The organism is Pelosinus sp. IPA-1 (assembly GCF_030269905.1).
Taxonomy (GTDB): domain Bacteria; phylum Bacillota; class Negativicutes; order DSM-13327; family DSM-13327; genus Pelosinus.
Window position 1 is genome coordinate 27,079 of the sequence record NZ_BSVC01000006.1, and the last position, 14,458, is coordinate 41,536.

The 14,458-nt window shown below is 39.2% G+C and carries 18 protein-coding genes; all 18 read left to right on the plus strand.

Annotated elements, in window-relative coordinates:
• Positions 1-151 precede the first annotated feature (151 nt).
• Entirely contained in the window at positions 152-640 is a 489-nt protein-coding gene (locus tag QSJ81_RS15025) for a hypothetical protein (protein ID WP_285718182.1), read from the plus strand.
• Positions 641-814: 174 nt separating this feature from the next.
• Positions 815-1,204 carry a hypothetical protein gene (locus QSJ81_RS15030; RefSeq protein WP_285718183.1) on the plus strand — a complete coding sequence of 130 codons (390 nt, stop codon included), beginning with the start codon at positions 815-817 and terminating at the stop codon, positions 1,202-1,204.
• 21 nt (positions 1,205-1,225) lie between these two features.
• The gene (locus tag QSJ81_RS15035; protein ID WP_285718184.1) at positions 1,226-2,620 is read left to right on the plus strand and encodes a phage tail sheath subtilisin-like domain-containing protein; all 1,395 of its coding nucleotides are present in this window, start codon (positions 1,226-1,228) and stop codon (positions 2,618-2,620) included.
• Positions 2,621-2,643: 23 nt separating this feature from the next.
• The gene (locus QSJ81_RS15040) at positions 2,644-3,084 is read left to right on the plus strand and encodes a hypothetical protein (protein ID WP_285718185.1); all 441 of its coding nucleotides are present in this window, start codon (positions 2,644-2,646) and stop codon (positions 3,082-3,084) included.
• Positions 3,085-3,174: 90 nt separating this feature from the next.
• Positions 3,175-3,540 carry a hypothetical protein gene (locus tag QSJ81_RS15045; RefSeq protein ID WP_285718186.1) on the plus strand — a complete coding sequence of 122 codons (366 nt, stop codon included), beginning with the start codon at positions 3,175-3,177 and terminating at the stop codon, positions 3,538-3,540.
• Between the two features lie 224 nt (positions 3,541-3,764).
• Positions 3,765-5,267 carry a phage tail tape measure protein gene (locus tag QSJ81_RS15050; RefSeq protein ID WP_285718187.1) on the plus strand — a complete coding sequence of 501 codons (1,503 nt, stop codon included), beginning with the start codon at positions 3,765-3,767 and terminating at the stop codon, positions 5,265-5,267.
• 11 nt (positions 5,268-5,278) lie between these two features.
• Complete coding sequence (locus QSJ81_RS15055; protein ID WP_285718188.1) at positions 5,279-6,319, plus strand: hypothetical protein; 1,041 nt, start codon at positions 5,279-5,281, stop codon at positions 6,317-6,319.
• 4 nt (positions 6,320-6,323) lie between these two features.
• On the plus strand, positions 6,324-7,388 hold the full coding sequence (locus tag QSJ81_RS15060) for a phage late control D family protein (protein WP_285718189.1): 1,065 nt from the start codon (positions 6,324-6,326) through the stop codon (positions 7,386-7,388).
• A gap of 26 nt (positions 7,389-7,414) precedes the next feature.
• Positions 7,415-7,816: a phage baseplate assembly protein V gene (locus tag QSJ81_RS15065; RefSeq protein ID WP_285718190.1), complete on the plus strand. Its 402-nt coding sequence runs from the start codon at positions 7,415-7,417 to the stop codon at positions 7,814-7,816.
• A 10-nt stretch (positions 7,817-7,826) separates the two neighbouring features.
• Positions 7,827-8,147 carry a PAAR domain-containing protein gene (locus tag QSJ81_RS15070; protein ID WP_285718191.1) on the plus strand — a complete coding sequence of 107 codons (321 nt, stop codon included), beginning with the start codon at positions 7,827-7,829 and terminating at the stop codon, positions 8,145-8,147.
• Positions 8,147-8,581, plus strand: coding sequence for a GPW/gp25 family protein (locus QSJ81_RS15075; RefSeq protein WP_285718192.1), 435 nt, complete (start codon positions 8,147-8,149; stop codon positions 8,579-8,581). Before QSJ81_RS15070 ends, QSJ81_RS15075 begins: the two co-directional genes overlap by 1 nt.
• Complete coding sequence (locus QSJ81_RS15080) at positions 8,574-9,632, plus strand: baseplate J/gp47 family protein (protein WP_285718193.1); 1,059 nt, start codon at positions 8,574-8,576, stop codon at positions 9,630-9,632. The genes QSJ81_RS15075 and QSJ81_RS15080 overlap by 8 nt, the downstream gene beginning before the upstream one ends.
• Positions 9,629-10,303 carry a UCP028438 family phage-derived protein gene (locus tag QSJ81_RS15085; protein ID WP_285718194.1) on the plus strand — a complete coding sequence of 225 codons (675 nt, stop codon included), beginning with the start codon at positions 9,629-9,631 and terminating at the stop codon, positions 10,301-10,303. Before QSJ81_RS15080 ends, QSJ81_RS15085 begins: the two co-directional genes overlap by 4 nt.
• A 13-nt stretch (positions 10,304-10,316) precedes the next feature.
• Positions 10,317-12,647, plus strand: a complete 2,331-nt coding sequence (locus QSJ81_RS15090; RefSeq protein WP_285718195.1) for a glycine rich domain-containing protein — start codon at positions 10,317-10,319, stop codon at positions 12,645-12,647.
• Positions 12,648-12,665: 18 nt separating this feature from the next.
• On the plus strand, positions 12,666-13,214 hold the full coding sequence (locus QSJ81_RS15095; protein WP_285718196.1) for a DUF4376 domain-containing protein: 549 nt from the start codon (positions 12,666-12,668) through the stop codon (positions 13,212-13,214).
• 319 nt (positions 13,215-13,533) lie between these two features.
• The gene (locus tag QSJ81_RS15100) at positions 13,534-13,761 is read left to right on the plus strand and encodes a helix-turn-helix domain-containing protein (protein ID WP_285718197.1); all 228 of its coding nucleotides are present in this window, start codon (positions 13,534-13,536) and stop codon (positions 13,759-13,761) included.
• A gap of 30 nt (positions 13,762-13,791) precedes the next feature.
• A complete protein-coding gene (locus tag QSJ81_RS15105) occupies positions 13,792-13,971 on the plus strand; it encodes a hypothetical protein (RefSeq protein ID WP_285718198.1) in 180 nt (59 codons plus the stop codon).
• 236 nt (positions 13,972-14,207) lie between these two features.
• On the plus strand, positions 14,208-14,426 hold the full coding sequence (locus QSJ81_RS15110; protein ID WP_285718199.1) for a hypothetical protein: 219 nt from the start codon (positions 14,208-14,210) through the stop codon (positions 14,424-14,426).
• Positions 14,427-14,458 lie beyond the last annotated feature (32 nt).

Here is a 14,458-nt window from a genome sequence, read left to right on the forward strand (position 1 = left end):
CTTATTTCATCTTTTATGTAATAATTATGATTTTATGTCAGATTTATGTCAGTTACAAAGGAATTTCAAAGGTGTATCTTAGAAGTGGTAAAGGTTACCAAATATGTTAATTGATATTGTTTTTATCATGCTTGAAATGGGGGACGTTTTTGTGAAAGCAGAATTTATGGCAAATGAGGGTATGATGATTAACTATGAGCATTCGGGGGAATTTGTGAATAGGATTATGTATAGTAGTAGTAGCAGTAGTAGTAGTAGTAGTAGTAGTAGTAGGCCAGCTGGTAATAGTCCAATTGCTAAGTGTGTGGAAGCAGCTTTATATGATTACCCTGTATGGAAAGTCAACTCGGAACAACTCCAACCTCAACATAAGGGAAATATTGTTGAATTAAAGAATATGGTAATGAGCCATAATGGAGGGTTGGGAGTGCGACGCAATGATTATATTTTGCATATTAATCTGATAGAAGCTACTATGACAGTCTTAAGTCCTCTACAACGAGCTTTTGTTCAACAACGGTATTTTAAAAAAACTCCCTTTAAGATTATAGCTGAAGAACTGGCAGTGACTGAACGTCATTTATATCGTATTCGTCAGGAAGTTATTCGTTTATTTGAGGTATCATTCGGTTGGCTTTGAGTGATATCGACTTGGTAGAAATCAAAAAAGATTATAATATTACCTATCTAAATTCAAGCAAATTTGTACGGATAAAGTAATGAGAGGAGGTAGGACGTAATAACAACTGTAGATAAAATTACGGATAAGATTATAGAAATCCTACGGGCTGATGCTGAACTTAAGCAAATAATAATGAATTGGCGAAAAACCAATGGTATGGTTCCAGTAGATGTGACAACCATTAGTGTTGGGTGTGAGGAAGAAAAATTTGAGTTGTATGACAGAACAAGGGACGAGGCAACAGCTATTTTTAAGATTTATGTTCAATGTAAGGATGAAGATGTTGAACGAGGGGAAAAGAATATCCAGATTTTAGCTCAAACAGTGAGATATATTCTTGTACAACGATATGAATTAAAAGGAATAGTTTCAAGCAGTTTTGTTCAAGGGATTCAATATGTAACTATGAATGAGATTGAAAATCTGCATGGAGCTATTATTGCATTTGAGGCGAAATATTATGCGCCACGACAGGTGCCAAGAGAAGTACTAACTGTGTATAAAATTAAAATTGATTTTTGATACGAGAGGGAGTTGATAGATATGCCGATGGAATTTATTGTACCTAGTGTACAAATAGATGAGAGTGATGTGGGAGCGCGTCCCACGCCACAAATGAGCCTTGCTGGTATTGGTATTGTAGGGACATTTGAGAAAGGACCGATTAACATACCTACTACAGTAGGTGATGTAAATCAGCTTATTGAAAAATTTGGTGGATATAAGGCAGGTCTGACAGGATACTTGAGTGCCTATGCAGCTTTACAGCAAGGCGCAAATGATTTTAAAATTGTGCGCATCGCTGGTACAGGCGCTAAAGCAGCCAGCGTTATTTTAAAAGATGATGGTGGTGAAGACAGTTTTATTGTATCAGCTTCGGACCCTGGTGTGTGGGGGAACGACATTAAATTAAATATAGAGGAAAATACTAGTACGTTTCGCTTAACTATTATATGTGGCGAGGCTAAAGAAACATTTAGTGCACTGACACTGGCTAATCTGAGTATCCAAAGTAAATTTGTTACAATTGCCAAGTTAGGTAATGGAAATAAGCTACCTAAAGCAGTAGCCAATGTATCTTTAATTGGAGGAAATGACGGAGTTGCGGTAATGGATGCTGATTACATAGGTACAATTGATTCTTCTACAGGTTTTCGGACAGGCTTAAAAGCATTGGAGCCTGTACAAGTGGGAATTGTTCTTTGTGCCCAACAGTATAGTCCGGCTATTCAGAGTGCATTACTTTCTTTCGTTGAAAATTGTGATATAGAGGAAGGTTTGCGAGTTGCTATTCTTAACACAACTCCTACCTTGAGCGTAGATGCTGTTGTATCACAGACTACATCGCTTGACAGTGATCGAGGGATATTAGTATATCCATGGGTAGAACCGGAAGATCTGCCGGGTAAATTTGTTGCACCTGATGGCTATTATGCAGGAAGACTCTCTTGGCTTGAACCTCATAAATCTCCGAGTAACAAGCAAATTCTTGGTATTATCTCTTGTGAAAATAACTATACCTATGCAGAGGTAAAAGCTCTTACTATGGCTAGAATTAGTCCAATCACATTAGTCAATGAAAGAGGTTTCAGAATTCGTAATGGTTTAACACTCGCATCAGATCCAGCCTGGTGCCAGACCAATATTCGCCGTCAACAGGACAAGATGGAGATGGAACTGTATCATGCTATGCAATGGGCAATATCTGAGCCTCATGATGAGAGACTCTGGCAGGATATTGCTACGCAAATTGATATGTACTTGCAAGTGCAGAAAAATCTTGGCTTGATTAGAGGTTACAAGCCGACCTTGTGTAATGCGCAGACGAATACGCCAGAAATGGTGACAAATCGCATTCTAACAGCTATTATTCGGTGGTTGCCGCTATATGCTGCAGATTTTATTATACTCAGGTTTAAACGTGAATCATCAGTTTAAAATATATGTGAGAGGTGAGAATTTTGGCAAATAATGATCCTATACAAGGTTTTGATGTATCTATATCAATTATGGGACCGAACGGACCGGAGCTTGTAGGTGAGTATAAAGAAGTTACGATTACGATTAAAAATGATACGGAGGATTATCTAGAAACGAATGAGCGAATTGCTCGGATTTTGGATGGTGTTATCAGTATCAGTGGTAAGCTAAAGCGTGGTTGGATGAATACTGATATTATCAGTCGTGTCTATGGTTACTCTGCACTTCGTCGTGGAGAAAAAATCGGGGAAAGTCCGCGTTTTACCATTAGTTGTACGGCTGATAATCCGGATAAAGGAATAAACGGTCGACTGAGAATTGAGCAGGCGGTTATCAATGAATTGGCTCTAAGCATTAAAGGTGGCAAAGGTGTTGTGGACAAAGATCTAAGTTTCAAGGCTGAAGGTATTAGCGAAGCATAAAAAAACTGCAGGGTAGGTGCATTTGCCTACCTTGCTTTCCCTACACAGCTTACAAAAATCTGATTTATATACTTGAAGGAGTGCGTTTATATGGAACAACAAAATTTTGGACCATTAGAGTTACCAAGCGGTAAGAAAATTACTTTTCGAGAACCAATAGGGGCAGACCGTGTGAATGTTGTGCAAATGCTAAAAATGAGTCTAGATAATATGGCCAGCGGTGCCCTCCTGATTGATAATTATGTAGCGGCTAAATGTGTCGCTACTATCGATAGTAAAACGGTTGATCAAGCCGATTACAAACGCTTGTTTGACAATATGTCGGATGAAGACGTTACTTTCTATCAGACAGTATTTCAAGAAATGTTTGGCATGAATGATGAAAAGCGCAACAATGCAAAAGAAGCAGCACGTTTTTTGCGACAAGGGCAGACCTCTATCGCTTCATCCAAATAAGTAAATATGGTCATGCCGCAACATATAACGAATGGCTTTTGCTTAGTGATTTGGAACGGGATGCACTGTATATGGCACTGGAGTGGCTGGTTGATAAGGAAAAACCGCCAGATGATTAAAATTGTAAAAACTATGAGCGCGATAGTAATTGCGTTCATAGTTTTTTATGTACCTATTTTAGTGAAGCTAGTAGTATTTGAAGTTGTAGTTAGAGGGGGGAATGAATGGATATTTCATTCAATATGTCTATGATGCTTAATTCTTTTGATAATGTGAGTCCAATTTTGAACAAAGTGGAAGAGGTTATGGAAAAGATAGAAAAGGCTGTTACCTCGATGAAGTCTTTACCTATGATTACCCAGGTACTTCTAGTAAAACAACCAGCGGAAAGTGCTACCACACAGATTGGATCCTTTTCTGGCAGTGATCTTGAAAAAAATGTACAAAAAGCGAAGGAATTAGAAGAAGAGTTTAAAAACTTGTGGGATGTAACATATAATACTAGTATTTCTATTCAGCAAATGCGGGACGAAATAGTAAATGCATCAGCAGAGGTGAAACGTCTTGGTGAAATAGTTAGAGACAGTGCTAACAATATTAATGAATCTGCTTCAGTTAAGACGGTTAGCAAAAAAGGAGTAGAGATTAACAAAAATCCGGCTACTCAAGTGGTGATCAATAGTAAAGATGCTGTAGCGGGTAGTAGACTTGATAAGTTAGATACAATATCGGGGTGGGAAAATTGGGAAAAATTAAAAAAGTTCGAATCAGGTTTTACTGCAGCTCGTGGCAAGGGAAAAGGCGTTGTGCCTGCAGCAATTGAAGGTAGTAAACAGTCTTTTCCGGAGTATAAGCAATATATTGATGGTTTGCAAAGGTTTGAGTCAGGTTTTAGTGCGGCTCGTGGTAAGGGAAAAGGCGTTTTTCCTGCAGCAATAGAAGGCACAAAACAGGCTTTTCCGAAGTATAAGCAATATATTGAAGGTTTGCAAAAGTTCGAGTCAGGTTTTAGTGCAGCTCGTGGTAAGGGAAAAGGTGTTGTGCCTGCGGCAATAGAAGGCACAAAACAGGTTTTTCCGGAGTACAAGCAATATATCGATGGTTTGCAAAAGTTTCAGTCAGGTTTTAGAGCAGCGCGCGGCAGCGGTGGGACTAATTTTTCATCAATCATTCAAGGGGCACAGAAAGCTATGCCTTGGTTGAATCAAGTGTCTGGATGGGTAGCAAGATTTACACCTATGTGGTTGGTGAATGCGGCAAGGATAGCAAGTGGTTGGATAGTGGCTTTGGGCCCGGCTGGATGGATTATTGCAGGCATAACGGCAATTGTTGTTGCTGCTGTGTGGGCATGGAATACAAACTTTATGGGCTTTAAGGATAAATGTATATGGGTTTGGAACGCTATCAGTGATTGGGGTAAGCAGACATGGACCAATATTTCCGGATTTGTAAGTAACGCCATAAATTTGGCATGCGATTGGATAGACAAGGCAAAAGAGGGATTAGGTCTGACTGGTAAAATGTCATTCTATGGTCCTATTAAAGGTGTGGAATTAAATGCAGGAGACCAACCGTTTCTTAGTGGTGGTAATCGTAGTAATACAAACAATATCAATCAAACAGTTAATGTGAATGTTGCTACGACAAATGAAGCTAATCAATTTGTGGCCCAATTGGAACCATCAGGAAAACATATTGACAGTCGTAATCCGAGCTATAATTTTTAGTGGGTGATGTGATGGAAATCGTTTTAGGAGATCTTAAAATAGCAATTCCTCCAGAAAACAAAATTGATTTTACTGGTATGCGTGCAATGGTCAAGTATGATGTGCCTGGTGATCGTCCTCGATATCAAGATATGGGACGTGATGAAAGAACCGTCAAATGGAGTGGGATTTTCTATGGTGATGGGGCATATCAACAAGCATTAGATTTACAAGCTTTATATGATAGCAAAATAAACATTGATGAGGGAACCGAAAAAAGCGGTTTCCAATTTTTATTTGAAGAAATTTCTTGCAGGGTATTGATTAAAAGTTACTCCTATCAGTATTACCGTAGAGATAAAATTCGCTATGATATTGAATTGGTACGATTGGAAAGTGACTACGACTCTAAAAGCCAACCGAAGAATGACAAGATTGATAAGATAGAAAAAGCAAAAAGTGGCTTAGATAAGCTTAAAGATGACATTAATAAAGCCATGAAGTCTGTAAATGATGTCTCGAAGGCTGCAGAAAGTGTGCGACAAAGCCTATATAATGCGAGAAAAGCTTATTTGTCTGCGGTAGTCACTGTTACAAGTCCAATTCAAAATATGAAACAGCAGCTTAAAAATGTAAAAGATACTTTGGATCAGACCCTAGCAACGGTCAACCATTCCATTGGATGCACATCAACCTCAGTAAATCGTCAGGAATTAATACAAGCATTACAGAAGATGCAAACCACCATACCGTTAGCTCAATCGCTGGTTTTACTAGCCAAGGGGAAAAGCTTGGGGCAAAGACTTGATGAGGTAACATCACAGTTTAATACTCGGCGGGTTACGCAGGGTGACACTTTGAGATCGATTGCTTCTGATGTTTTAGGAAGTCCGCATGAGTGGATGATATTGTCACAAATCAATCGCTTAACAAGTAGTATTATTCCAGCTGGCATGGAAGAAATCAAAGTTCCTAATCGTACAAATACAGCAGAAATAAATACTTTAATAGAGGAACAAATTGGGCAATTACCCAGAGTAGTATCTGATTATTTACCAAGAAATTTGAGGTGATGGAATGGGGGCACATCGTTGTTGGATAGAAGTCATAAATCCAGAAAAAAACGAACCTGTTGCCGTAAAGTGGTCGGACATTATCAGTGTAGATATTGACTTGTCCTTGTATGCAGCTGCAGATAGTTTTAATTGTATATTAAAAAATGATTTCTTACTTTCCGATTATTTTAAAAAAGACCAGGAGATATCTTTTTGGCTCGGTTCTGTATCAGATCCAAATCATTGGTCAAAAGAAGACTTGACCCATGTGTTTACTGGGAGAATTGATGGCGTTAGACCATATTTTGGTGAACAAATGATAGTTCAATTAGTCGGCAGGGATTATTCAGGTAGACTGATTGATAGAGAGTTTTCTGTTGCGTATGCGGAACAAACAGCTTCACAAATTGCGGCAAAGCTGGCAGTCGAAAATGGGCTAACAGTGGATGTAACGGAAACAGAGGTCGTCATTGAAAAAGACCTATACAAAGACCGGAAAGAGTGGGAAATATTGCAGGAACTTGCTGATCGAGAAGGTTTTGTTTGCTATGTGAAAAAGAATAAAATTTTATATTTTGGGCCACGTAAAGAAACAGATGATGCCGTTATTGCTGAACTGAATTATAAGCAAAAAGAGAAGTCGAATGTATTGACAATGCAGTTTGATAACTCAATGGTTGGCATAATTAATTATGTGGTTGTACGGCATTGGTTGGGGTGGAAAAAGAAGATTATTCAAGGTGAAGCGAAAGACGAGGATTTAATGAAATATGGTGAGAAGAAGCGAGTAGTATATGATCCAAAAGCAATAACAAAAGAATTGGCTGATCAAATTGCTGCTAATAAACTAAAAGAATGGTCTCGTGGCGTGGTAACCGCAGAACAAGTACGTATTCCGGGTTCGCCCTTAGTAGACCCTGAAAAAAAAGTAGTAATTAAAGGATGCGGACAAGTATTTGATGGTAATTACTATATCGAAAAAGCCCGTCATATATTTTCAAAATCCGGAGGGTTTTTTACAGAAATGAATCTTACCTCTCAGCGTCCAGACAGTGCGGCTCAGTATAGAAAAGATTTATATGACTAATAGGAAAGTGAAATGTAGGTGATGCTATGCGTCGGGAACCAAGGCAGGATGCACTATCGCAATGTGGAGTTGTGACAAGTGTAAATAAAGTGAGATATAGGGTAAAGGTTTTTTTGCCACTTCTAGACATTGAAACAGACTATATACGAGTTGGTAGTCAGTATGTTGGCGCAGGTTGGGGAATGTATGCATTGCCTCATAATGGAAGTGAAGTATTGGTCAATTTTCCAAATGGTGACTTGAATAATGGTATTGTGGTTTGTAAGCTCTATAGTGAGGAATGTGATCCGGCACCGTTAGAAGATGGAAATGTAGCTCTTGTCCACGAATCGGGATCGGTACTTCGATTTGATAAAGCAGGTAACGTTACTTTAGAGGCAAAAGGTAACTTAACTTTGCTTGGTGCCAATATTTATATGAATAAATGAGGTGAGGATTTTGCCGGCAGTAACTAGGCAAGGAAATACAACAACAGGAATATGCAATAAGGGGCTGCCTTGCTGCCCACATAGCCGATCAGGTACAAATCAACAAGGCAGCATAAATGTATTTGTAAATGGACAGCCAGTGCATCGACTTCATGATACTGGAGCTACTAATTGTCCTCATGGAGGTACTTTTCAAAGTATAGCTGGTTCAAGTAGCGTTTTCGTCAATGGACAACCTGTAACGCGAATCGGTGATGCAACGACGTGTATGTCGTGCGGTCAATCAGGTAGCCATTCATCAGGTTCACAAAATGTTTTTGCTGGAGGGTGATGGTTATAAAAAATAAAGAACTTGGCATCGATATCGCACTTGAGGGATTAAGTTGGGAGGTAGCTATTGGAAATGATATTAAAATTACGGACACGTATGATTTTCAACTCATAGATGATCTTGCAGTAGTTAGACAGGCAATCATCAAACGACTGAATACACCAAAAGGAAAACTTTGGGCACATCCTGATTATGGTTGTGAGATTTGGGATCTTCTTTCCGAGCCAATGACTGATACTTGGTTTATGGAAGCTATAACAGCAATACATACTTGTATAAATGATGATCCGAGGGCTAAAGTTGTCGATGCAACCTACGAGGCTGTACTACAGGAGCGTCAAGTTGCTTTTTCGATTACCTATGTTATTAATGATGGGCGTCAGGGGAATTTGGTTTGGACGTACTCATCAGAGGCGGTGATGCAAAGTGTTTAAAACATTTAAAGATATTTTAACAAACCTCTTTGAATATGTTGGTGAAAATAAGAAAATAACTGATTTCAATGTCGGTTCAGTACTCAGGACTATTCTGGAAGCGGTAGCTGCCGTTTCTGAGGAGCTATGGTATAATCTTCAGCTTTTTGTATCTAAATTCTTTTTAAATACGTCGTCAGGTGAGTGGTTAGATCGGCGTCTCAATGATTTGGGAATGGAGCGAAAAGCTGGTTCAGCCGCATACGGACTTATTACGATTGGTAGAGATTCACCTTCGCCCATCAGTATTTTGATTTCAGCTGGTACAATATTTCAGAATGAAACTGGCGAATTGCAGTATACGACACAGGCAGATACGTTGCTAAATATCGGTGAAGTCAGTATTGATGTCCAAGCGCAAGCTGTGGCTGTCGGAAGTAATTATAATTTGCTCTCTGGTACTGTTTTAAAACAATCAGGAATAGCAATCAGTGGTATTGAATGGGGGAAAATCAAGCTAATGGGCGGCGGCGAGGATATAGAAGATGATACTGATTTTAAAAACCGCGTGCCTGATTACTTCGATTCCTTAAGCAGAGGGACCGCCTCAGCAATTGTATATGCCGCGTCAGCTGTTAAAGGCGTGGAATCAGTTACGATCAAAGAAAATGTGCCAAGTAAAGGCTGGTTTACTATTTATATTGATGATGGATCAGGCGTTGCCAACCAAACATTACTTCAGTCCGTTCGGGCAGTGCTGGAAGACTATCGTGCATTTACTGTTCAGTATATTGTGGATACTGCCAAACTCGCTGATTTTACTACACACTTACAGGTTATAACGAAAGCAGATGTTAATGATGAAGCAGTTAAGGCGGCAGTACAAGAGGCTATTATAGCCTATGTTAATGCTTTGAAGATGGGGCAGTCCGTATATTTAGCTGATCTGATATACTTGGCCCGTGGTGTTGAAGGTGCAGAAAATGTTAGAATTTTAGCACCGACCAATGATGTGATGCTTGCAGAGGATCAATTGCTTCGAACTTCACCTGAAGAGGTTGTGATCGAATGAAAATTCTACAATATCTACAATGGTTTGGTGAGGATGCTGTAAAGCCTGGTACAGTACTGTACGCTTTGGCTTCAGGTGTTCAACGTGTAATTGACGCGATTCAAACTGGAATCAACTTTATGACGGATCAAATTTATTTAACAACAGCCACTGGAGAATGGCTGGAACGATGGGCTTGGGACTTGGCGAGATTGCGTCGGTTACCACTTGAAAGCGATGATGCCTTTCGATCTCGAATCATTTTAACTCTATTTCATGCTAGGGGAATCAGAAAATCGATTCGACAAGCAATTCAAATTATAACTGGTAATGATCCTGTGGAAATTTTTGAACCGATTCGAGATACGGCGTATTGGAATGCCGGCTTTTTTTATACCCAAAAGCAGGATGTTGATACGGCAGCGGCTATAGATGGAAGCGGCGTATACTGTGCAAGAGTGGGAACGAAAGAAGACACTTCGTACACTGGGTATGTTAGCGTACGTTTAGCTGGAGATTATCATGGCGGTGCTGGATTATCATATTTTGATTCTTTGGCTTTTCAAAATTGTGGCTTTTTCTTTTCTTCAATCGTTGATACAAAAAGAGCTTTAACTCGTGAAGCTGTGTTAAATGCAATACATATGGTACAGCCTGCAGGTAGCCAAGTATTTGTGAAATTTATACAATGAGGTGATGTGAAAAATGGATAAAGTTAATTTTAATCCGTTTTCGGAAATATTGGTAGAAGATTTTTTAAGGCAATCCGGTTATATTGGTGATGCATTTGAAATGTTTATCGCTGATTTTTTATGTCAAAGCACGGCTGTCCTGGGACTCGATGTTACAGCGCAATCAGTAGCAGATATGACTGTCTATGTTAAGCCAGGACGAATCTATCAATCTGGTCTACAGGGGCAGTTGACGGTCAATCTTGATCCTGCATTGACAATAACAGCAGCGCATCCCCAATATGATAGGATAGATCGTATTTGCGCTCAATATAAGGAATTGCAGGACACTCCAGAAGCTCGTAATGTAATGATAGATACAGTTTCAAGGCAGGTTACGCAAAAATCAGTTATGACGAGGATCGCCAGTATCATCGATTTTATGGTTGTAAGCGGTGTCGCTGCTCCTGCGCCTGCAGCACCCTCCGTGCCGGATGGATGGGTGAGTTTGGCGCAAGTGAAAGTTAGGTCTCAAGCTACGTCAATATTGCAGACAGATATTTTCGATGAAAGACCTATACTGGAAAGTTTGGCAACACATGGTCATAGTGGCGGGGGCGATGGGGCGAAATTGAGCGCAGGAAATATTACTAATTCGGTCGTTGCTGGAATTGGTACCACAGATGTACAAAGTACGTTGGCAGCTATTTATACTGAAGCAACAAAAAAAGGTGGAAATTGCACAAGAAATTCCGTTATTACTGGTCCTGTAGATAGTAATGGGAATGCGGCAGCTATTTACTCAAATCTAAACACAAGCACGGTAAACTTAAAGGCAAATACATTGATAAATTTTGCTGCTGGGTTTAACGACCGTGGAGCGATTGATTATATCGAAAGAGTCCCTAGAGATATTTCCATAGCACTGGCGGGTGTTTCTCAAACGTTGTATGTATATGCAGAACGGACAGCACAAGGGGTTATTAGTATAGGGGCAACTGAATTTAAACCAATTACAAATAAGCAAATACCTGTGAGTTATGTTTTCCCAAACTATAAACAACTACGAATTGGCGATAAGATAGTTTTTAACTATAATAGTTTATCCCAGACTTGTAATCTTCCTCCAAATATAAAAAAAGTCAAGATAGAATGTTGGGGTGCTAGTGGAGGGAATAGTGGTTCAGATCTAGGTGGTAAAGGTGGATACGCATATGGTGAATTAGACGTTAAAAATGCATCTAATTTAATAATTTGTGTAGGTTCACAAGGTGGCTATAATGATTCGAAATATGGATATAATGGTGGCGGAAAATTAAATGTTACCGGAGATGCTAAGATTTGGTATGGAGGCGGTGCTACCGATGTAAGAATTGGTGGTGGTGGATTAGAAAAACGCTGCATTGTTGCTGGGGGTGGCGGAACTTGCGATGATGATGTTGGAAGCACAAGTGGTGGTAACGGTGGCGACGGCGGTGGCTATTCTGGAGGCGCAGGTAAATCAACTGCTGGTGTTAGCGTACCTTCCGGTGGCACACAGATTGATGGTGGAAATAACGCACTATTTAGTTATACTTTAGCAAACGGAGATGCAAAGGGAAAATTTGGTATAGGTGCTTCGCACACAATTAATTATAATTACCCAATGTCATATGTATTTGGCGTTGGTGGTGGTGGATGGTATGGCGGGGCATCTGGAGCTAGTGCAGGTGGTAGTGGCGGTTCATCATATATTTCCGGTGATCCTAATTGTCCAACACCGCATCCTGATGGAATAAAACTTGTAAATACAGGAACTATTGCGGGTGTAAATACCGGTGATGGCTATGCTGTAATTACTATTTTAGATGCTGATACACCAACCAATACTCATGTTTACAAAATTGAAGATGGTAAAATGATGTACTATGAAGGTGGATTATGGTATGAAAAACAACGTGTCTTTATTGGTGAAGCTACAGTAGACAGTGCCGGGAAAGTTAGTAGTTGTAAGTCATATGACTACGGAGAAATTCAATATGCGAAGTTTGATGATATTCGTGTGCCTGTGCCAACTCAGGCAAATCAACCAGTACAATTAGGGCAGTTTTTAGGATCGTTAGGTAATAATGGATGGCAAAACCTGCCTAGTGGATTAATAATACAATGGGGTGTGTATATAGTTGGACCGGGCGCTGTCGGCACATACAGCTTTCCGATTGCATTCCCAAATGGTGTGGCGAATATAACTGCTTGTGTAATAGGGAATAACTTTGCTTCTGCTAGTGTAAATGTTGTGGTTGGTTTTTCTACAAATTCAAATTTTATAGCGATGCACAACCAGGCTAGCAGTGCGACGATATGTGTCTGGGCAATTGGTCATTAATGAATTTAAAGGAGTGATATGATGTTTTACGCATTTAAAACTGACACTGGAATAAGCTTTATACCTGTGGGCTGGGAAAGTCGCTATCCGAATGGTATTCCTACTGAGACGATTATTATTACAGATGAACAACACCAGGAATATTTCAATGGAGGTCAGAAAATTTTTGATATTGTTGATGGTCAATGGACATACACCGAACCTGCTGGACCAACCCTTGATGAAATAAAAGCACAAGCTATTCAAAAGATAAAAGATAAGCGTAATGAGTTAGAGGAAGCAGGATTCGAATATCAAGGCAAGAAGCTAGATTCTGATCCGATAAGCTCGCAACGAATCTCTCTAGCGGCTTTAGCGGCTCAGTCTAGTTTGGCGGCGAATCAACCTTTTTCGTTGGAGTGGACTTGTGCAGATAACAAAATCCTTACTCTAGATGCGGAGGGAGTTATTGGTATGTCAGTAGCCTTGGCTAAATTCTCGAATCAATTACATGTGACTGCTCGGGATCTAAAAGATAAAATTATGGCGGCGACTACCTCTGAGGAAGTTGCAAAAATTCAAGAGTAATTTAAAGTGTTAACTAAATTATACAAGCAAGAAAAAGCATTTGAAGCAATATAATGGGTCTAAGAAAACCAACTACAGATAACTGTAGTTGGTTTTTTCATGAGCTAATATGGCTTTTGGTTCTGTGCAGAGTTTATTGTCACATTCATGTCAGTTACAAATTCAACATAAGGCAGTATATTGATAATATGGAAAAACATACAAGGGATGTGGTAGTATCGACTACACACAAAAGCAAATAAGACGAACTATAGAAAGATATCAAGAACTTCGAAGTCTTGCAGAAGTAGTAGCTTCCAACTTGGAAGATGTGGGTACCATGGATTTTGTAAAGTGTAGGGGATTTGAGCATATCGTCTGTATATTAGTAGACTTGGATAAGTCGATTGTAATGCTTACTCCACGACAACAAGAAGTAGTGACCTTTGTTAAAGCCGGTTATTCCAATGAGATGATTAGCCGCAAACTTAATCTTAGTGTAGCGACAATAAAATTTCATCTTAATGTAGCAATTCTTAAAATTAGTACCTATCTAAATCATGGTTAATATGTACGGATAAAGAGTGAGGGGATATTTATGAAATATTACACTATGAATATACTGGAAGCTATGTATCGTGAGAAATATCCAGAATTGGCAGCTAATGTAATATACGAACGGGCAAAGGAGTTGCATAGTCAGCTCAATACACTAGACATCCGCTGGAAACGTAGCAATCGTTTGTTCTATAGTAATATTGATTTGTATTGGATGTGAATGATCTAATTATTATAAAATTGCTTTACTTACTAAGGCGAAATTGGACAAACAATTCATGATTTCGAATAACAATGGGAAGATGATGAATTATTTTAGATAATAGGAAGCGCCGAGGAATATGAATTGACTTTTTTTAGCACATGCAGGTGTGTTGTATAAGAAATGGTAGTGGGGGTGGGGTTCATAGAAGGTATACAAAGATTTTTGTGTCGATGAGGGGGGAGGAGTTGCAGATGAATAAAAATTTGATGATGCAGCAAAGCAATGCTAAATTACAAACCTTATTAGAGACGGCATTGGATTTTGCAATGTTGATTACCAATGGAGATCAAGGAAAATTTGAAGTGTTTCGTCGTGTCATGCTTAACAAATATAATGCTCTAAAAAAGATCAATAGTAGCGAACTTGTTGAAACTGAAGAATGGAAGCAACAAGACGTTAGCAAAGTTTAAGTGTTAAAAAAATTAAAAAGTATAGAATTTTA

Bases quoted from the DNA above. Each gene is read 5' to 3' on its own strand.
- QSJ81_RS15055 (WP_285718188.1), top strand. From the start codon at position 5,279: ATGGAAATCGTTTTAGGAGATCTTAAAATAGCAATTCCTCCAGAAAAC.
- QSJ81_RS15050 (WP_285718187.1), top strand. From the start codon at position 3,765: ATGGATATTTCATTCAATATGTCTATGATGCTTAATTCTTTTGATAAT.
- QSJ81_RS15110 (WP_285718199.1), top strand. From the start codon at position 14,208: ATGAATAAAAATTTGATGATGCAGCAAAGCAATGCTAAATTACAAACC.
- QSJ81_RS15035 (WP_285718184.1), top strand. From the start codon at position 1,226: ATGCCGATGGAATTTATTGTACCTAGTGTACAAATAGATGAGAGTGAT.
- QSJ81_RS15100 (WP_285718197.1), top strand. From the start codon at position 13,534: ATGGATTTTGTAAAGTGTAGGGGATTTGAGCATATCGTCTGTATATTA.
- QSJ81_RS15030 (WP_285718183.1), top strand. From the start codon at position 815: ATGAATTGGCGAAAAACCAATGGTATGGTTCCAGTAGATGTGACAACC.
- QSJ81_RS15045 (WP_285718186.1), top strand. From the start codon at position 3,175: ATGGAACAACAAAATTTTGGACCATTAGAGTTACCAAGCGGTAAGAAA.
- QSJ81_RS15075 (WP_285718192.1), top strand. From the start codon at position 8,147: ATGGTTATAAAAAATAAAGAACTTGGCATCGATATCGCACTTGAGGGA.
- QSJ81_RS15105 (WP_285718198.1), top strand. From the start codon at position 13,792: ATGAAATATTACACTATGAATATACTGGAAGCTATGTATCGTGAGAAA.
- QSJ81_RS15090 (WP_285718195.1), top strand. From the start codon at position 10,317: ATGGATAAAGTTAATTTTAATCCGTTTTCGGAAATATTGGTAGAAGAT.
- QSJ81_RS15085 (WP_285718194.1), top strand. From the start codon at position 9,629: ATGAAAATTCTACAATATCTACAATGGTTTGGTGAGGATGCTGTAAAG.
- QSJ81_RS15060 (WP_285718189.1), top strand. From the start codon at position 6,324: ATGGGGGCACATCGTTGTTGGATAGAAGTCATAAATCCAGAAAAAAAC.
- QSJ81_RS15065 (WP_285718190.1), top strand. From the start codon at position 7,415: ATGCGTCGGGAACCAAGGCAGGATGCACTATCGCAATGTGGAGTTGTG.
- QSJ81_RS15095 (WP_285718196.1), top strand. From the start codon at position 12,666: ATGATGTTTTACGCATTTAAAACTGACACTGGAATAAGCTTTATACCT.